15 protein-coding genes are annotated in these 18,754 nt (G+C 69.4%); 8 read left to right on the forward strand and 7 right to left on the reverse strand.

The genetic code is table 11. The features are described from left to right. Positions 1–2: 2 nt before the first annotated feature. Positions 3–1,472 carry a flavin-containing monooxygenase gene (locus DMB80_RS10065; RefSeq protein ID WP_111509715.1) on the reverse strand — a complete coding sequence of 490 codons (1,470 nt, stop codon included), beginning with the start codon at positions 1,470–1,472 and terminating at the stop codon, positions 3–5. A 201-nt stretch (positions 1,473–1,673) separates the two neighbouring features. On the opposite strand from DMB80_RS10065, the gene DMB80_RS10070 reads away from it, so the two are divergent. Genes DMB80_RS10070 through DMB80_RS10080 form a run of 3 tightly spaced genes read left to right on the forward strand, consistent with a single transcriptional unit; the run spans position 1,674 to position 5,436 of the window. Continuing rightward, positions 1,674–2,870 carry an acyl-CoA dehydrogenase family protein gene (locus tag DMB80_RS10070; RefSeq protein ID WP_046364404.1) on the forward strand — a complete coding sequence of 399 codons (1,197 nt, stop codon included), beginning with the start codon at positions 1,674–1,676 and terminating at the stop codon, positions 2,868–2,870. Then, positions 2,867–4,324 (forward strand): aldehyde dehydrogenase family protein, encoded by a 1,458-nt coding sequence (locus DMB80_RS10075; protein WP_111509716.1) that lies wholly within the window; start codon positions 2,867–2,869, stop codon positions 4,322–4,324. The genes DMB80_RS10070 and DMB80_RS10075 overlap by 4 nt, the downstream gene beginning before the upstream one ends. After that, positions 4,321–5,436, forward strand: a complete 1,116-nt coding sequence (locus DMB80_RS10080; RefSeq protein WP_111509717.1) for a CaiB/BaiF CoA transferase family protein — start codon at positions 4,321–4,323, stop codon at positions 5,434–5,436. Before DMB80_RS10075 ends, DMB80_RS10080 begins: the two co-directional genes overlap by 4 nt. Here DMB80_RS10080 and DMB80_RS10085 read toward each other — a convergent pair. Together DMB80_RS10085 and DMB80_RS10090 are read right to left on the reverse strand one after the other, a co-directional pair. Then, a complete protein-coding gene (locus tag DMB80_RS10085) occupies positions 5,403–6,914 on the reverse strand; it encodes a PucR family transcriptional regulator (RefSeq protein WP_111509718.1) in 1,512 nt (503 codons plus the stop codon). The two genes, DMB80_RS10080 and DMB80_RS10085, sit on opposite strands and share 34 nt — an antisense overlap. 25 nt (positions 6,915–6,939) lie before the next feature. Beyond that, a complete protein-coding gene (locus DMB80_RS10090) occupies positions 6,940–7,929 on the reverse strand; it encodes a TIGR03617 family F420-dependent LLM class oxidoreductase (RefSeq protein ID WP_162938479.1) in 990 nt (329 codons plus the stop codon). 81 nt (positions 7,930–8,010) lie between these two features. Between DMB80_RS10090 and DMB80_RS10095 the strand changes: the two genes are divergently transcribed. Then, positions 8,011–9,351 carry a flavin monoamine oxidase family protein gene (locus DMB80_RS10095; RefSeq protein WP_111509720.1) on the forward strand — a complete coding sequence of 447 codons (1,341 nt, stop codon included), beginning with the start codon at positions 8,011–8,013 and terminating at the stop codon, positions 9,349–9,351. Here the strand turns inward: DMB80_RS10095 and DMB80_RS10100 are convergent. Further along, complete coding sequence (locus DMB80_RS10100) at positions 9,327–10,292, reverse strand: alpha/beta fold hydrolase (RefSeq protein ID WP_111509721.1); 966 nt, start codon at positions 10,290–10,292, stop codon at positions 9,327–9,329. The two genes, DMB80_RS10095 and DMB80_RS10100, sit on opposite strands and share 25 nt — an antisense overlap. A 96-nt stretch (positions 10,293–10,388) precedes the next feature. On the opposite strand from DMB80_RS10100, the gene DMB80_RS10105 reads away from it, so the two are divergent. Together DMB80_RS10105 and DMB80_RS10110 are read left to right on the forward strand one after the other, a co-directional pair. Then, complete coding sequence (locus DMB80_RS10105; RefSeq protein ID WP_111509766.1) at positions 10,389–11,363, forward strand: NADPH:quinone oxidoreductase family protein; 975 nt, start codon at positions 10,389–10,391, stop codon at positions 11,361–11,363. Positions 11,364–11,450: 87 nt separating this feature from the next. Then, positions 11,451–14,216, forward strand: a complete 2,766-nt coding sequence (locus tag DMB80_RS10110) for a helix-turn-helix transcriptional regulator (RefSeq protein WP_205538611.1) — start codon at positions 11,451–11,453, stop codon at positions 14,214–14,216. Here the strand turns inward: DMB80_RS10110 and DMB80_RS10115 are convergent. After that, the gene (locus DMB80_RS10115; protein WP_111509723.1) at positions 14,213–14,995 is read right to left on the reverse strand and encodes a glucose 1-dehydrogenase; all 783 of its coding nucleotides are present in this window, start codon (positions 14,993–14,995) and stop codon (positions 14,213–14,215) included. The two genes, DMB80_RS10110 and DMB80_RS10115, sit on opposite strands and share 4 nt — an antisense overlap. Before the next feature lie 131 nt (positions 14,996–15,126). Between DMB80_RS10115 and DMB80_RS10120 the strand changes: the two genes are divergently transcribed. Beyond that, on the forward strand, positions 15,127–15,906 hold the full coding sequence (locus DMB80_RS10120) for an SDR family NAD(P)-dependent oxidoreductase (RefSeq protein ID WP_111509724.1): 780 nt from the start codon (positions 15,127–15,129) through the stop codon (positions 15,904–15,906). A 10-nt stretch (positions 15,907–15,916) separates the two neighbouring features. Here DMB80_RS10120 and DMB80_RS10125 read toward each other — a convergent pair whose 3' ends face one another. Together DMB80_RS10125 and DMB80_RS10130 are read right to left on the reverse strand one after the other, a co-directional pair. After that, positions 15,917–16,270: a Fe-S protein gene (locus DMB80_RS10125; protein ID WP_111509725.1), complete on the reverse strand. Its 354-nt coding sequence runs from the start codon at positions 16,268–16,270 to the stop codon at positions 15,917–15,919. Between the two features lie 40 nt (positions 16,271–16,310). Beyond that, positions 16,311–16,559: a CDGP domain-containing protein gene (locus DMB80_RS10130; protein ID WP_046364411.1), complete on the reverse strand. Its 249-nt coding sequence runs from the start codon at positions 16,557–16,559 to the stop codon at positions 16,311–16,313. A 229-nt stretch (positions 16,560–16,788) separates the two neighbouring features. Between DMB80_RS10130 and DMB80_RS10135 the strand changes: the two genes are divergently transcribed. Continuing rightward, positions 16,789–18,753 carry a flavin-containing monooxygenase gene (locus tag DMB80_RS10135; protein WP_111509726.1) on the forward strand — a complete coding sequence of 655 codons (1,965 nt, stop codon included), beginning with the start codon at positions 16,789–16,791 and terminating at the stop codon, positions 18,751–18,753. Position 18,754 lies beyond the last annotated feature (1 nt).

An 18,754-nucleotide genomic window follows, 5' to 3' on the forward strand; every position in this document is an offset into this window, starting at 1 on the left:
ACTCAGGCGGGGTGCGGTTCGCGCACGGCCGCGCGGCCGAACACCATCGACTCCTCGATGCGGTCGAAGCGGTGGTCGATGACGTCGAGCACGTAGTTGTGCCGCACGTTCCACGGCCGGTGCGTGCCGGAGCGGGGCAGCGCGTGCGGCGCCCGCTTCACATAGCCGGACTCCAGATTGAACGTCGGCTTCTCGGTGATCGGGGTGTCGCCGCGGTGCGGATGGGCGTGCGTGTAGCCGTGAGTTCTCATGTGCGCGATCAGCTTTGCCACGGCCTTCGCGGTCATGTCGGCCCGCAGTGTCCACGAGGCGTTCGTGTAGCCGATACACCACGCCATGTTCGGCAGATCCTCGAGCAGGTACTCCTTGTAGACGAAGCGGTCCGTGGGGTCGATCTCGTCGCCGTCGACGAGCACCCGGATCCCGCCGAGCGCCTGCAGCTGTAGTCCGGTCGCGGTGACGATGATGTCGGCGTCGAGGTGCCTGCCGGAGCGCAGCACGATGCCGGTCTCGTCGACGTGGTCGATGGTGTCGGTGACGACCTCGGCCTGTCCCCGGCTGATGTGCTCGAACAGGTCGTGGTCGAGCACCAGACACATCCGTTGGTCCCAGGGCTTGTATCGGGGCTTGAAGTGCACGTCGACGTCGTATCCGGGCGGAAGGGCCGCCACGGTGCGGTTACGGATGAGCCAACGTCCGAACCGGGGGGCCTTGCGGAACATGAAGTAGGACAGCACATGGAAGGCCGAGTTCAAGAAGCGCACCACCGCGTGGGAGAGCCGACGCGGGAGAACCTTACGGATGGCGTTCACCATCGGGTCGACCCGAGCCATCGACATCATGTAGGTCGGTGAGCGCTGCAGCATCGTGACGTGAGCGGCCTGCTCGCTGAGCGCGGGAATCAAACTGATCGCGGTGGCGCCGCTGCCGATCACCACCATGCGCTTCCCGGTCGGGTCGAGGTCCTCGGGCCAGAACTGCGGGTGCACCACCTGCCCGCCGAAGGAGTCCAGACCGGCGATGTCGGGCCGGTAAGGGTCGTCGTAGCTGTAGTAACCGGTGCCGCAGAACAGGAAGCGGCCGCGGAACACCCGCTCCTGCCCGTTCTGCTGGGCCCGCACCGTCCAGGTGTCGTTGCCGGAATCCCACTCGGCAGACGTGACGTGGGTGTCGAACTGGATGTGCCGGTCGATGCCGTGCTTGCGCGCCGCGTCGGTCAGGTACTCCCGGATGTGTTCACCGTCGGCGACGTTCTCCCGCCGGGTCCAGGGCTCCCACGGGAAGGAGAGCGTGAAGATGTCGCTGTCGGACCGGATTCCGGGATAGCGAAACAGGTCCCATGTGCCGCCGATGCGGGAGCGCCGCTCCAGGATCGTGTACCGCACCCCGGGGTTGCGTTCGGCGATCCGGTAGGCCGCGCCGATGCCCGAGATGCCGGCACCGATGATCACGACGTCCGAGAATTCCTCCACCCGTACCTCCTGTGGTCCGCAGGCGTACCACCCACTCTAGAGACCCAGGCCACACCGCGGCGATGATCCCCACAATCGTGTCGCGCCACTCTGTACACATGAGGCATCCGCGGTGTACACCCCGGACATGTACCGCGGCGGCGCAGGTGTCTACCGTGGGAGCCCTGAGAACGGACAGCTCGAGAACGGACGGAGTTCGTCATGACCACCACCGCACCCGCTGCGAAGAAGAACACCTACGCGCCGCTGGAGCTGTTCGACATCGCGCGCCTGCTCGACGACGAAGAACGCGAGATCGCGGCGACCGTCCGCAAATTCGTCGACACCACGCTGCGGCCCGAGGTCGAGAACTGGTTCGAGTCCGCGACCCTGCCGAAGGAACTGGCCAAGGAGTTCGGCTCGCTGGGCCTGCTGGGCATGCATCTCGACGGGTACGGCTGCGCCGGCACGAACGCCGTCAGTTACGGGCTGGCGTGCATGGAACTCGAGGCGGGCGACAGCGGCTTCCGCAGCTTCGTCTCGGTCCAGGGCTCGCTCTCGATGTTCTCGATCCACCGCTACGGCTCCGAGGAACAGAAGGACGAGTGGCTGCCCAGGCTCGCCACCGGGGAGGCCGTCGGCTGCTTCGGCCTGACCGAACCGGACTTCGGCTCCAATCCGGCCGGCATGCGCACGCGGGCAAGGCGCGACGGGTCGGACTGGGTGCTGACCGGCACCAAGATGTGGATCACCAACGGCAACCTCGCCGACGTCGCGACCGTGTGGGCACAGACCGATGACGGAATTCGCGGTTTCCTCGTGCCCACCGACACCCCGGGCTTCACCGCAAACGCCATCCACCGCAAGCTGTCGCTGCGTGCGTCGGTGACCTCGGAGCTGGTGCTCGACGAGGTGCGGCTGCCCGCCTCGGCGCAGCTCCCCCACGCCGACGGCCTGGGCGCGCCGCTGTCCTGCCTCAACGAAGCGCGCTTCGGCATCGTGTTCGGCTCCCTCGGGGCCGCGCGCGACTGCCTGGAAACCGCCATCGCCTACACCCAGGCCCGCGACGTGTTCGACAAGCCACTGTCGAGCTATCAGCTGACTCAGGAGAAGCTCGCCAACATGACGGTGGAGCTCGGCAAGGGCATGCTGCTGGCCCTGCACCTGGGTCGCATCAAGGACAGCGACGGGGTCCGGCCGGAACAGATCAGCCTGGGCAAGCTCAACAACGTGCGCGAAGCGCTGGCGATCGCGCGAGAATGCCGAACGCTGCTCGGCGGCAGCGGGATCACGCTGGAGTACTCCCCGCTGCGACACGCCAACAACCTCGAATCCGTCCTCACCTACGAGGGCACGTCGGAGATGCATCTGCTCTCGATCGGCAAGGCGCTGACCGGACACGCCGCGTTCAGGTCATGACCGCTGCGATCACGCACCTGATCGCCGGGCAGTGGGTGTCCGGCAACGGCGAGGCCGTCGTCAGCCGCAACCCGGCCCGGCCGGACATCGTGGTGGCCGAAGGGGGCGGCGCGCTCGTCGCCGACGTCGACGCCGCGGTGACCGCTGCGAACGAGGCCGCGACAGCGTGGGCAGCGACGCCGATGCACCAGCGTGGGGCCGTCCTGCTGGCCGCCGCCGACATCGTCGACAGCCGCGCTGCGGCGTGGGGCCTCGAATTGGCTGCCGAAGAAGGCAAGACGAAAGCCGAGGGAATCGGCGAGGTGCGCCGGGCAGCGCAGATCCTGCGGTACTACGGCAACGAGGGCGACCGACAGGCCGGAGACATCTATGCCTCCCCGCGCGCCGGCGAACAGATCCTGGTGACGCGCAAGCCGCTTGGCGTGGTCGCGGTGATCACCCCGTTCAACTTCCCCATCGCGATCCCGGCATGGAAGATCGCACCCGCTCTGGTGTTCGGCAACACGGTGGTGTGGAAGCCCGCCAGCACCGTGCCGCTGCTGGCGCTGCGCCTCGCCGAGGCGCTGACCACTGCGGGGTTGCCGGCCGGCGTGCTGAACCTGCTCGTCGGTGAAGCGGAGGTCGGTGACGCGCTGGTCCAGCACAACGGGATCGATGCGATCACGTTCACCGGATCGACGGCGGTGGGGCGCCGGATCGCCGCGGCTGCGGCCGCTCGGGGCATACCGGCGCAGGCCGAGATGGGCGGCAAGAACGCCGCGGTGGTGCTCGACGACGCCGACGTCGATCTCGCGCTGGAGCAGGTGCTGCTCGGCGCGTTCCGCTCGACCGGCCAGAAGTGCACCGCCACATCGCGCCTGATCGTCACCGCGGGCATCGCCGACCGATTCGTCGACGCCATGTGCGAGCGAGCCGCGGCGCTGCGCGTCGGTGATCCCACCGACGATGCCACCGAGATGGGGCCCGTCATAAGTTCGACTGCCCAGCAGAACATTGCGGCAGGAATCGCCACAGCCGCCGACCAGGGCGCCACGGTGCTGACCGGAGGCGCGCCGTACTCGGATGCCCGCGCCGACGGCTACTTCGTCGCCCCCACCGTTCTGGAGCTGGGCGCCGGCGCCGCCGACGTGTGGACCGAGGAACTCTTCGGACCCGTGGTCGCCGTCAAGCGCGCCGCCGACGCCGATGAGGCGTTCGCACTGGCCAACGACAGCGAGTTCGGGCTCTCTGCGGCGGTGTTCACCCAGGATCTCACTCGCGCGCTGCAGGCCGTTGCGACCATCGATGTCGGCGTGCTGCATGTGAATTCGGAGTCGGCGGGCGCCGACCCGCACGTACCGTTCGGCGGCGCGAAGAAGAGCGGGCTCGGCCCCAAGGAGCAGGGCGCGGCCGCTCGGGACTTCTTCACCCACACCACCACCGTGTACCTGCGCGGCGGCAGGCCGGTCGCGTGACGCCGGGCGCACTCGGTGCACTCGATGGCATCGTCGTCGTCGATTTCAGCCGCGTGCTGGCCGGGCCGTACGCGACGATGATGCTCGGCGATTTCGGTGCCGAGGTGATCAAGATCGAACGTCCGCAGATCGGGGACGACACCCGCCACTGGGGACCGCCGTACGACTCTGCCGGCGTCGCAACGTATTACAACGCGGTCAATCGCAACAAGCGATCGGTCACGCTGGATCTGACCGATCCCGCCGACCTGCAACGGGCCCGCGACCTGGTCAGCGGCGCCGACATCGTGGTCGAGAACTTCCGCGCAGGCACCATGGAGAAACTCGGGCTGGGCTACGACGACATCCGCGCGGTGCGACCCGACGTCATCTACTGCTCGATCACCGGTTTCGGCCGCACGGGCGGAGCAGACCTGCCCGGTTACGACCTGCTGCTGCAGGCCGTCGGAGGACTGATGAGTGTCACCGGCACCGAGCCCGGCGACCCCACCAAGGTCGGAGTGGCGCTGGTCGATGTCCTCGCCGGCCTGCACGCGCTCAGCGGCATCCTGGCGGCACTGGCGTACCGGGCGCGCACCGGAGAGGGCCAGCGGGTGGACACCAATCTCCTGTCGGTGCTGTTGTCGTCTCTGGTGAACCAGGCCTCGGGATACCTCGGCGCGGGGGTGGTGCCACAGATGATGGGCAATCGCCACCCCAGCGTCGCGCCGTATCAGACATTCGAGACCGCCGACCGGCCGATCGCAGTCGCCGTCGGCAACGACAAACAGTTCCGCGCCTTGAGCGCAACGCTCGGCAGGGCGGAATGGGGCGAGGATCCGCGGTTCGCCACCAACCCGGCCCGCGTGCAGCACCGAGAGATGTTGTGCGCGTTGATCGAAGCCGAGGTGCGTCGCTGCGGTGCCGACCACTGGTACGCCGAACTGACCTCCGCGGGCGTGCCGGCCGGGCCCATCAACGACGTCGCCGAGGCGTTCGCCTACGCCCGCTCCCTCGGAATCGAGGCCGAGGTCACCGTGCCGGGCGGGGGCGCCCCGCAGGTCGCCAACCCGATCACGCTGTCGGCCACCCCCGTCACCTACCGCTCGGGGCCGCCCCCGCTGGGCGGCTGAGGCCGGTCGGACAGGAGCTGGCTGGCCCTGATCGCCAGCCACAGCCGGGTGCGCGTGTCGGCGTCGTCGAGGTCGTCGTCGAGGACGTCGCTGACACGGCGCAGCCGGTGGCGCAGCGTGTGGCGATGCACGCCGGTGGCGGACGCAGCGTTCTCGAGGCGGCCGTTGTGCCGCAGGTACGCCTCCAGCGTCGCCACCAGGTCTGCGCTCAACGGCGCCAAAGGTGCTGCGAGCATGGCCAATTCAGCGGCGGAGCGGCCGGCCAGGAGCACGTCGAGAGGTCCGAGCTCGGCATATTCGGCGAAGCGCACCCCACCGGCATGGCACGCGATCCGCGCCTGCTCGAGTCCCACGGCGATGTCGCACAGGGCGACCGGACCACTCGCCCCGCCCACCAGGTCCCGCGCCGGCCCGGACCGGATCTCGGCGATACGTCCCCGATCCGCGGCGGGCAGCACGATCGCGAGTTCCTGGCCTGTCGTCGTCATCGGGTGGGCCATCAGGTAGGGGCCGGCAGCGAGTCGCCGGCCCCAATCCCGCTGCGCGGTCAGTATCGGCCCGACGTCGGTGAGCAGCACCACGACCACCTCGTCGTGTCGCTCGAATCCGAAGTACCGCAGCACGCCGTCGTCGACCAGGCCCGAGCCGCGCAGCAGCTCGCGTGTCACGGCGCTGCGCAGGCGCTGCTCGGCCTCGACCACACCCGCCGGCTTCTCCAGTGCGATCGAGATCAACGACACGGCATGGGCCACCAGCAACCGCTCGGCGTTGGACAGCGGGGCGGCCGAGCGCACCGCCAATCGTGCCCGATGGGGTTGTGCCGCAGCGAGATTCTGCACGGTGATCAAGGCGTCGGAATCGCCGGTGACGTAGGCGCCACGCCGGACGGACGGCACGTTGTCCGTGAGCGCGGCAAGCAACCGGGTCCGCTGCGGCCCCGCGGCCGCCAGCACGCTGCGATCGGCGCCGAGCACGAGCACCGTCGCGGCCAGCCGCTCGGCCAGCGCATCGACCACCCCGGGGATGCCGGCGGTGACCGTCGCCCGCGCGAGCACCTCCTGACCGTCGACCACCTGCTGCACCGCGCGCAGTTCGTCGTCGGCCAGCGCATCGGTGACCGTCTTGGTGATCGCGATGAAGGGCGTCGACGGCGGCACCTCGAGCACCGGCAACCCCGCCCGGTCTCCGGCGGCCAGGATGCCGGCGGGGACCTCACTCAACGTCGTCCCCGTGTCGACGGCGAGCGCGGCGCTGCCGGCCGAGACGAGCCGCGCTACATAGGCGGCCTGCGCCGCGGTGTCGGTGCCGATGTTGATCCCGGTGGTCATCACGAGCTCGCCGCCGGACAGGTAGGGCGTCGGGTCGGCCAGCTCGATCGCGTGCGCCCAGGCGATCGGGCGATCCGCCGCGGACCCGCCCGCGACCAGACGCAGGCCCAGCCGGGGGACGCCGGCCAGTTCCCGCACGGTGATCGCCACTGCCGCAGTCCTTCCCGGCTCGAGACTACGTTCGCGCGTCTGCGGAGAGCGCGTCGACGATCTGGCTCAGAGTCTCCACCGGGATCGGGGCGGGCTGGTACAGACAGACCCGATCGGCGACGCCCGCGGTGCGGTCGCGGATGTGGGCGGCGATGTCCGCGGGCGTACCGCACGCGGCGATGGTGTGCAGCACGTCGTCGTCGATGAGCCCGCCCATCTCGGCCCACCGCCCCTGCTTGGACAGGGCGTTGAGCTCGGGCTGCAGATCGCCCCAGCCGTGCACCTCGAGCACGGGCCGATACGCCGGGGTGGAGCCGTAGAACGCCAGCAGCCGCCGCGCCGAGGCATGCCCGGGATCGGATTCGGCGTCGGAGACGATGACCTCCGGCACGACCGCCAGATCCTCCCGGCGCCGCCCGGCCGCGGCCAGCCCCGCGTCGACGTTGGGCAGAGTGACCTCGGTCAGGAAGCGTCGCGATCCGAATGGCATGACCAGCAGCCCGTCGGCGGTCTCGGCGACCATCCGCGTCAACCGCGGCCCCAGCGCACCCACGTAGATGGGGATCGGCGCGAAGTCGGCCGGTGGGCTGAACGTCGGCGTCATCAGCGTGTGCCGGTAGAACTCGCCGCGATGGTTCAGCCGCTCGCCGGTGCGCCACGTGTCGAAGATGGCCCGCAGCGCGCCGATCAGATCGCGCATCCGCTCGACGGGTGTGTCGAATTCGGCGCCGAACCGCTTCTCGATCTGCGTGCGGATCTGCGTACCCAGCCCCAGCGTGAACCGGCCGCCGCTGAGCAACTGATGGTCGACCGCCTGGTGGGCGAGGTGAATGGGATTGCGCGGGAACGCGATTGCGACGTTGGTCATCAGGTCCAGGCCGCCGACCGACGCGGCCAGCGTCAGCGGGCTGAACACATCGTGCGGGCCTTCGAACGTGAACACCCCGCTCGCACCCGCCTCGCGCAGGGCCGCGGCCCGCTGCGCCGCACCGATCGGACTCATGAGCGCCGTCATCACCTGCACAACCGGGGACCTTAGCGCGATCTCGGCGTGCAAATCGTCGCCAGGCGACGGGAAGCACGCCAGAATCGCTTCATGGCGGACGTGGTGATCGTGGGAGCGGGCTTCGCGGGGTTGTCGGCGGCGCGGGAGCTGACCCGCCTCGGCCGCGACGTCGTGGTGGTCGAGGGCCGCGACCGGGTGGGTGGTCGCTCGTACACCGGCGAGGTCGGCGGAGTGGCCGTGGACCTGGGCGCGACGTTCGTCGGACCGACTCAGGACGCCGTGCTGGCGCTGGCCCGGGAGCTGGGCTGCGAGACCATGCCCACCTACAGCCACGGCAGGAACCTGATCCGGTGGCGGGGCCGGGTGCGCACCTACCGCAGCACCATCCCCCGCCTCTCGATGCTCGAACTCCTCGACGTGTCCCGCATCCAGTGGCGGTTCGCGCGCATCAGCAAGCAGGTGTCGGTCGCCGATCCGTGGTCGTCCCCGGTCGCCGAGCAGCTCGATGCGCTGACCCTCGACAGGTGGTTGCGGTCCATGCACGCGGGCGCCTCGACGCGCGATCTGATGGCGATCATGGCTCGGGTCACGTGGGGGTGCGAGCCGGATGCGGTGTCGATGCTGCACGCCGTGCGGTATGTGAAAGCCGCCGGCGGTCTCGACCGCATGCTCGACGTCAAGGGCGGGGCACAGCAGGATCGCTTCCTGGCCGGCACGCAGCAGATCGCTGTTCGGATGGCGGCCGAGCTCGGCGAGCGGGTCGTGCTGGGCGCCCCGGTGCGCCGCATCGAGCGCCGTGACGGCGTGCTTCACGTGGTGTCCGACCGCGGCGAGTTCAGCGGCGCCGCGGTGATCGTCGCTCTACCACCCGAGCATCGCGACGCCATCGCGTTCGATCCGGCCTTGCCCGACGGGTATGACGCGCTCGCCCGGCAGTGGCCCCAGGGCCACCTCAGCAAGGCCTACGCCGCCTACGAGCGACCGTTCTGGCGCGAGAACGGCTATTCGGGCGAAGCACTGTCCGACGAGGGCCCGGTCTTCATCACGTTCGACGTGAGCCCCGGCGATTCCGGGCCCGGGGTGCTGCTGGGCTTCACCGACGCCCGCCTGTTCGATCCGCTGCCTCCCGAACAGCGCCGCGAGGCTGCGCTGTCGAATTTCGCGACACTGTTCGGCGACGCCGCATTGCATCCCGTCGATTACCTCGACCACTGCTGGGGCGCAGAGCCTTTCGCCCCGGGCGGACCGACCGCGGCGGTGCCGCCGGGATCGTGGACGGCGCACGGCCGGTTGCTAAGGACCCCGGTCGACGGGATCTTCTGGGCCGGCACGGAAACCGCCGACACATGGCCAGGGTTCCTCGACGGTGCGGTGCGCTCGGGGCAGCGGGCGGCCACCGAGGCACATCAGGAGCTGATGCGGCGCCCCTGAGTCTCGCCGATCAGCCAACGGAGTTGCTCGTTGACGTGCGCGGGCTGCTCGAGGATCGCGCAGTGGCCGCCGGGCACCTCGACGAAGCGGGCCAGATTCGGCGCTGTCGACGCGATCCGCCGCGCGGAGACCATCGGCAGCAGGCGGTCTTTCGTGCTACCGATCACCATCGTCGGCACGGTGAGGCTCTCGAGGCTGATGTGCTGCGGCCCCATGTGGTCCACCAGGACGCGTGCCCAGCCACCACGGCCGGCGGCCGGCGTGGTGTGGAACAACTCGAACACGAAGTCGCTGACCGCCGCCTCGGCGTCGCGGCCCACCGCGATCATCTTGACGAATCGGCGGCTGGGTCCGTCGGTCAGGCGCATCAGCGGCGCTCCCCCGAAGGTCCGCAGCAGCGTGCCGCCTGCCCGCACCCGCGCTTGGGCCAGCGACGGCGGTACCGGCAACAGGTTCACGTGCCGCAGCAGGTCACCAGTCGTGGTGTTGATCAACGCTGCCGCGGCCGCACACTCGGCGACGCGGTGCGGAAAACGCTCCGCCCAGGAGCTGATCGCGATGCCGCCCATGGAGTGCCCGGCGATCACGGCGCGCTCACCGGGGGCCAGCGTTGCGGCGAGCACCGCGTCGAGATCACCCGCGAGATGGTCCATGCTGTAACCGCCGCGCCGCGGTGGCACCCCGCTGCGGCCGTGTCCGCGGTGGTCGTAGGCGATCACGCGGTGGTCGCGGGCCAGATCGGCGATCTGATACGCCCACACCCGCAGGGAACAGGTGATGCCGTGGGCCAACACCACGGGGGGACCGTCCTGCGGCCCGAACACCTCGGTGTGCAGGCGCACACCATCGCGGGAGCGCACGTCGACGATGCGTCCGGGCGCCAGATCTCGGGCGGGCGCGAAACACGTGCCCCGCGTGCGGCCACCACTGCGTGCTGCCATACCTGTCCCCCGGTTGCTTCGTTGCATCCGCGCAATACTGCCCTCGAAGACTGTACCGCCGGAACACCGACCCGCCGGTGCTGTTCAATGGTCGGCATGCGCGCAATCCACATCCGCAGTCTGGACGGGCCCAGCGCCGCCGAGCTGGTCGAGATCGACGAACCGGCCGCCGCCGAGGATTCCGTGGTCGTCGACGTACATGCCGCCGGCGTCGCGTTTCCCGATGCGCTGCAATCACGCGGGCTCTATCAGTACAAGCCCGAACTCCCCTATGTCCCGGGCGCCGAGATCGCCGGCGTGGTGCGCAGCGCGCCCGAGGGTGCACACGTACGTCCCGGCGACCGGGTGGCCGGATTGACCATGCTGTCCGGCGCGATGGCCGAAGTCGTTGCGCTGCAGCCTGAGCGGGTGTTCGCACTGCCGGATGCGGTGTCGTTCGAAGCCGGTGCGGGATTGTTGTTCAACGATTTGACCGTGCATTTCGCGCTGCGCACCCGCGGACGGCTGCGGGAAGGTGAGACCGTGCTGGTGCACGGCGCCGCCGGGGGCATCGGCACCTCGACGCTGCGGCTGGCGTCCGCCTTCGGCGCCGCGCGCACGATCGCCGTTGTCAGCACCGACGCCAAGGCTGAGGTGGCCCGCGCCGCCGGCGCGTCCGACGTGGTGCTCGCCGACGGCTTCAAAGACGCGGTGAAGGACCTCACCGGTGGGCGCGGGGTCGACATCGTGCTGGATCCGGTGGGCGGGGACCGTTTCACCGATTCGCTGCGGTCCCTGGCTCCGGGCGGGCGCCTGTTGGTCGTCGGTTTCACCGGCGGCGAGATCCCGACGGTGAAAGTCAATCGCCTGCTGCTCAACAACGTCGACGCCGTGGGCGTGGGGTGGGGCGCGTGGACGATGACGCATCCGGGGTACCTGGCCGAGCAGTGGGCGGAGCTGGCGCCGTTGCTGGCCTCAGGCGCGGTGCGTCCGCCGGAACCCGACGTCTACCCCGTGGAGCGGGCCGGCGAGGCCATCGCAGCGCTGGAGGACCGGACCGCGCGTGGCAAGGTCGTGGTCACGCTGCGCTGAGCTGTGGGCCATCGATTGGGCGCGGGTCCGGCGGCGCGAACCCGCGGGTCTTTGCACACTTCTTTGCCCGCTGCGATAGTGGAGACCATGCCGCCCGCTCCCCGAGGATCGATCGTCGATCCACAGGTTGCTGGATTTCTCGATGCGGCAGCTCAGCGACCCACCGGCCTCGTCATCGAGGGGGAAGCCGGGATCGGGAAGACCACCGTGTGGCTGGCCCTGGTCGAGCAGGCCGCCGCTGACGGCTTCCGGGTGTTGAGCGCGCGGGTGGGCCAGGCGGAATCGGTGATGGCGTTCGCCGCGCTGGCCGATCTGCTGGCCGATGTCGATCCCGGGGTGATCGCCGGCCTACCGCCTCTGCAGCGGCTCGCTCTCGATCGGGTGCTGCTTCGGGCCGGCGACGACGGCCCGGTCACCGACCACCGCGTGGTGGCCGCCGCGTTCCTCGCCGTGGTGCACGTCCTGGCCCAGGCCGGCCCGGTCGTGGTTGCGATCGACGACATCCAGTGGATGGACGCGTCGAGCCGCGCAGCGGTGACGTTCGCCGCACGCCGGCTGCAGGGCCGGTTCGGGTTGCTGGTCACGGAGAGATGCCACCCGGGCGACGGCACGACGACGACGTGGCTGACGCTGAGCAGACCCGACGGCATTCACCGCAGCGTGGTGCGGCCACTCGACAGTGCCGCGCTGCACGCGTTGATCTCCGAGCGGGTGGGCCGCACCTTTTCCCGCCCGACAGTCCTGCGCATTGCCGAGATATCCGGCGGGAACCCGTTTTTCGCGCTGGAGCTGGCGCGCGCGATCGGCGAAGGCCAGCACGTCGCGGCGGTCACCGATCATGCCCTGCCGCCCACTCTGACGGAGGTGGTGCGCGCACACATCGGCTCGCTGGACGATCGGATGCGGGAGTTCCTGCTCAGCGTGGCGTGTCTGGCCGACGCGCGCGTGGATGTGCTCGTCGACGCCAACGGTACGAGCCGTGACGAGGTGACCGATCTGATCGAACGCGCCGAGGCAGCAGGCGTTCTCACCCTGCACGGCAACAAGGTGTGGTTCACCCATCCCCTGCTGGCCAGCGGGGTCTACGCCGACGCGGGTTCACCGGCTCGCCGGGCGATGCACCGCAGGCTGGCGTCGGCGGTGACGCTCCCGGAGGTCCGCGCCCGCCACCTGGCGCTGGCCTCGGCGACCGGCACCGAGGAGATCTTCACCGCACTGGACGCCGCGGCGGACTCGGCCCGGTCCCGCGGCGCGCCCGCCGCGGCCGCGGAGTTGGTCGATCTGGCGATCGGGCTGGGTGGCGACACCGCGCTGCGCCGGCTGAAATCCGCCGAGAACCACTTTTTGGCAGGCAACGTCGCCCGCGCGGGCGAATTGCTCGCGAACATGCCACCCGGTGAGCCGGAGATCGTTCGCGCGTTGGGGGCAAGCCTGCTCGCCACGGTGCTGATGTACCAGAACGAGCACAGCGACGCCGTGGAGTTGCTGCGCGGCGCGGTGGACGACGCCGCCGGCAACGTCGCCGCTCTGATCCAGGTTCTGCTGCGATTGTCGTTCGCGCTCAACAGCATCGGCGAGCCCGATGACGCGCGGCGGCACGGTCGCGACGCGGTGAAGCTCGCCGAGGAGCTCGGCGTGCCCGCGATCATCAGCCCGGCGCTAGCCTGGTCGGTGTACATCGACTTCCAGAACGGCCGAGGTCTCGATCAGCGGGCGCTGCGCCGCGCGCTCGAGTGCTATGACAGCGCCTTCGACGTCCCGATCATCTTCCGGGCACCTCTGGTGCAGGCGCTCACGCTGTCCTGGACGGGCAGACTGCAGCAGGCCCACGAGCAGTTCACCGCGCTGCGGGTGGTGTGCGCGGAGCGAGGCGCGGAAAGCGACATGATGGCGATCGCGGGTTTCCTTGCGATGAACCACATCTGGCGTGGTCGGTTCGCCGAGGCCGCGGTCGAGGCCACCGATGCGGTGGAGCGGGCCGAACAACTCGGCGGTGACGATGTCCTCATCATCCCGTTGACCGTGCGGGCGGTCGTGTCGTCGTTCCTGGGCCATGAGGACGACGCCCGCACCGATGCCAGCCGGGTCGTCGCCGCCACCCGGGGTCGCAGCGCCTCGCACATCGCCGACTGGCCGGGTATGGCGCTGTGCTTCCTCGAGGGGTCGCTCGGCCGACACCGGGAAGCGTTGGCAGCACTCGACATGTCGTTCCTGGACGAACCCGGCCTGACGACCGAGATCGCCTACGGATGGCATCTTCCCGATGCCATCGAGGCGATGGTGGCGGTGGGCCGTCTCGACGAGGCCGAAAGACTCACGGCCGCACTGGAACGCGACGGCGCCGAGCACGACCGCGGGTGGATGAAGGCGGTCGGCACGCGGTGTCGCGCTGTCGTACTCGCCGCCGCGGGACAGGTGGCCGCGGCGGAGGAGGCAGCGCACCGAGCGTTGGCCGAGCACGACCGACTACCGATGCCCTTCGAGCGGGCGCGCACCCAGCTGGTGCTCGGCCAGCTCCAGCGCAGGCTGCGGCAGAAGCAACTCGCCGCAACGATATTGACCGAGGCGCTGCAGACGTTCGAGCAACTCGGAACCCCGCTGTGGGCCCGGCGGGCGCGTGCCGAGCTGGCCCGCGCGGTGGTGGCGCCCTCGGACGATCTGACGGCGTTGACGCCGTCGGAGCGCCGGGTGGCGGAGATGGCCGCCTCCGGAGCGACGAACAAGAACATCGCGGCAGAGATGTTCATCAGCACCAAGACCGTCGAGCACAATCTCACCCGCGTCTATCGCAAACTGGGCATCACGTCGCGCGCCGAGCTGGGTCGGCGGATGGACCGCCAGTCTGCGGACTAGGTGATCCAGTCGGGCTGGGCGTCGGCATCGACAGCGGAGAAGTCTTTGTGCGCGAGACCGGCGATGGTGCCACCGTCGACGACGAACTCCGCACCGGTCGAGTAGCTCGACTCGTCGCTGGCCAGATAGACCACCAGATTGCTGACCTCGACGGGCTGGGCGATGCGCCCCAGCGCGGTGGTGAAGATGTCCTCGGGCACCCAGTCCGCCATCGGCGTCTTGACCAATCCGGGATGCACCGAGTTCACCCGGATGCCGAACGGCCCCAGTTCCAGCGCAGTGGATTTGGTCAGGCCGCGCACCGCGAATTTGGTGGCGGTGTATCCGTGGCAGGCGATCGTGCCGGCCATTCCCTCGATCGAGGAGATGTTGATGATCGATCCGCGGCCCGCCGCCTTCATGGGTCCTGCGGCGGCGCGGATGCCCAGGAATACGCCGGTGAGATTGATATCGAGGATGCGCTGCCACTCGGCCATGTCGTAATCCTCGATCGTGCCGATGTTCAAGATCCCGGCGTTGTTGACCAGGACGTCGAGCGAGCCGAATGCGTCCTGCGCGGTGGCCACCGCCGCGCGCCAGTCGTTCGGATCGGTGACGTCGAGGTGCACGTAGCGCGCATCGTCGCCGAGCTCTGCCGCGACCCGTTCGCCCTCGGCGTCGAGGATGTCGCCGCACACCACCTTGGCGCCGTGGGCAACCATCTGCCGCGCGTGTGAGGCGCCCATCCCGCGGGCGGCTCCGCTGATGAGGGCGACCTTGCCGGCCAATCGCGCTGTCATGGTGTCTCCTGCTGAGGCGGTCGGTGGCGCTGAGCATTGTCACCATACAGATCGCGGCAGGTGGATGGTCGCGTTTCGCCGCACTGCCGATTCCCCGGCCCGCTCGGCGCCACGTCGGCCATACTGTGCCGGTGAACGGGCTTGCGGGGAAAGGGATTCTGGTCACAGGTGCCGCGTCGGGCATCGGTGAGGCCACCGTGCGGCGGTTGACGGCCGAAGGCGCGATCGTCGTGGGGCTGGACCTGGCTGCCTGCGAGTCATCGGAGTTCGTGCGGGGCGACGTGCTCGATTCCGCGGCGCTCGACGCCGCGGTGCAGCGCGTCATCGAGGTGGCGGGCCGCCTCGACGGCGTCGTGCACTCCGCGGGGGTGGGCGGTGGCGGACCGATCCATTTGGTGCCCGACGAGGAGTGGGACCGCGTCGTCGACGTCAACCTCAAGGGCACCTTCGTGGTGCTGCGCGCGGTGCTGGCCCAGATGATGACGCAGGATCGGGTGGACGGTGAACGTGGTGCGGTGGTGACGCTGTCCAGTGTCGAGGGCCTCGAGGGCACCGCGGGCGGCAGCGCCTACAACGCATCGAAGGGCGGTGTCGTCCTGCTGACGAAGAACGCGGCGATCGACTACGGGCCGAGCGGAATTCGCGCCAACGTGATCTGTCCCGGCTTCATCGAGACGCCGCTGTTCGAGTCGGTGATGGGCCTCGAGGGGATGGCAGGCCCGCGCGAGGGTGTGCGTCACGAGCACAAGCTGCGCAGGTTCGGTCGCCCCGACGAGATCGCCGCCGTCGCCGCGTTTCTGCTGTCGGCCGACGCGAGTTTCGTCAGCGGCCAGGCGATCGCGGTGGACGGCGGCTACACGGCCGGGCGGGACCACCAGGTGACCGAGCTGATGGGCCTCGGCGAGCAGTGAGGGCAGCCGATCACCACACCACGGCGACAGCGGCCGCGGTGAGCGCCAGTAGGCCGACAGACAGGAACAGCCGGCGCGGCACGGGGTTTCCCGTCCGCCGTTGCCGAGCGTTGCCCATGCCGAGCACGCCGCCGAGGACGACGAGGATGACGAGCTTCACGCCGATCTTCGGATAGTTCAGCTCGACCCCGGCCGGCCATGGCGCCGCCAGCGCGAGGCCGGTGAGCAGTGACACCAGCAGGCCGTAGTCCATCAACCGGGTGGTGACGAACCGGCGGGCCGCCGCCTCGGCGACCCACGCACCGAAAGTGACTGCGAAACCGACCAGGTGCAGCAAGACCACTACGGACCGTAGTACTTCCATGCGGTGAGGCTACAACAGCCGGCGCCGACATCTCCTGCGATCAGGTGGGCGGTGGGCCGACGGGCACCTGATAGCAGTTGGTGCCGCCGATACCCAGCACGTACACGGTGTCGCAGCGCTGGAAGGTACCGTCCGGCCCGGGCAGGGAATCGCAACGGCCACCGCCATTTCCGAACACCACCGCATTGCTGCACGGTTGTGCTGCCGCCGGTCCCGCCGATACCACCGTCGCAAGACCCGCTCCGGCCAGCACTGCCGCCGCTCCCGCGATCATCCACTTGTTCGTCATGTCATGTCCCCTTCTTCGACTCCGCGCACTGACGCGGACCTGCCGGAGGACTGGCCCCTGCACCCGACCGCCGGCACATGACCCCTCGATTGTGCGCCCGCAACCGCCCGCTGCGCAGGCGATTTACGTCACGCTTTTCGTCAGGAGACGCTGGTGGCGGATTCATTGCGCCGACCGAGCTCCACCAGTTACGCTACGCATCGTTGCGATATGGTGATCAGGAGGTCCCGTGACACGGACGGTGCACGCAGCCCGGCGATTCGACACGTCGACAGACGAGATCGCCGCCGCCCTTGCCGATGTCAGCATTCCCGCGCTGCTTCTGTCGATGGTGCATCTGACCGGTGACCCGCGCTTCATCCGCGACTTCGCTCAGGCGGGCCTGTTCCTCAACGAGATCCAGGGTTTCATGAGCGAGGAGGACAAGGCCCGCGCCCGGGCGGCTGCACTACCCGCGATCGTCGACTACCGCGACCGGGGCTGCCCACCCCTGCCGCCGCTGCCGGCCGACCTGGTGCGGGAGATGCTCGACTGGGCGGCCTGCGAACCCGTCGACGATGCCAACATCGGACTGGTTCTCGAGGAACTCGATCTCGAGGGCACCGACCCGCGCCGCCCCTCCTCCGTGGATCCCGATCGCGCGGCCGGCCGGCGTGTGCTGGTGATCGGCTGCGGCGAGTCGGGCATCCTGGCCGGAATCCGGCTGCAGCAAGCGGGAATTGCGTTCGAGATCATCGAGAAGAACGCCGGCCCGGGTGGGACGTGGTGGGAGAACCGCTATCCCGGTGCGCGGGTCGATGTCGCCAACCACCTCTACTGCTACAGCTTCGAACCCAGCAACCATTGGGACCACTTCTTCGCCGAGCAACCGGAGCTGGCTGCCTATTTCGCCGACGTGATGGATCGGCACGGCCTGCGCGAGCACGTGCGATGGAACAGCGAAGTGACATCGGCACGGTGGGACGACGAGACCTCCACGTGGCGGGTCGAGGTGCGCACCGGCCAGGAGGTGTACACGCTGACCGCAGACGCCGTGATCACCGCGGTCGGTCAACTCAACCGGCCCGCACTGCCGGATCTCCCCGGTCGAGAGTCGTTCGCAGGACCGTCTTTTCACTCGGCGCGCTGGGACCACGACGTCGACCTCACGGGGCGGCGCGTCGCGCTGGTCGGCGCCGGCGCCAGCGGTTTCCAGATCGCGCCCGCGATCGCCGACACGGTGGCCCAGGTGACCGTCTTCCAGCGCACCGCACAGTGGATGTTCCCGAATCCGACGTACCACGATCCGGTCCCCGACGGCGCGCGCTGGGCGCTGGAGAACCTCCCCGGTTACGCCCGCTGGTACCGCTTCCTGTTGTTCTGGCCCGGCGCGGACAAGGGCCTCGACGCCGCCCGCGTCGACCCCGGCTATCCCGATCAGCAGCATGCGGTCAGCGAGATCAACGCGTTGGCGCGCATGATGTTCACCGAGTGGATCACGTCGCAGGTCGGTGACGACCAGGAATTGCTGGCCCGGGTGCTGCCCGACTATCCGGCGACCGCCAAACGGACCCTGCAGGACAACGGCAGCTGGCTCGGCACCCTGAAACGGCCGAATGTCTCACTGGTCCGCACACCACTGCAGGAGGTGACCCCCCACGGTGTCGTGACCACCGACGGCACCGCCTACGACGCTGATGTGATCGTGTACGCCACAGGGTTTCACGCCACCGAGGTGCTGATGCCGATGACGGTCACCGGCCGCGACGGGGCGGACCTGCACGAGGTGTGGGGACAGCGACCACACGCCTACCTCGGCATCACGGTGCCGGGCTTCCCGAACTTCTTCATGACCTACGGTCCCGGAACGCATCTGGCGCACGGCGGCAGCCTGATCATGCACTCGGAACTGCAGATGCGCTACATCAACGCCTGCCTCGCCCATCTGATCGACCGCGGAGCGCGTGCCATGGAGCCTTTGCCCGAGCCGACCCAGGACTGGCACCGACGCACACAGGAGCGCATCACCGCGACGGTGTGGGCGCACCCGGCTGTCGAGCACTCCTACTTCAAGACCAGCAGCGGGGAGATCCACACCGTGAGCCCATGGCGCCTCTGCGAATATCACGACGCCGTGGCCGAACCCGAGTTCAGCCACTTCCGCATCGACGCCGACGGCGACGACGCATCCCACGACCACGATGGGGCGGCCTGAG

The organism is Mycobacterium kyogaense, from assembly GCF_003254575.1.
GTDB classification, from domain to species: Bacteria; Actinomycetota; Actinomycetes; order Mycobacteriales; family Mycobacteriaceae; genus Mycobacterium; species Mycobacterium kyogaense.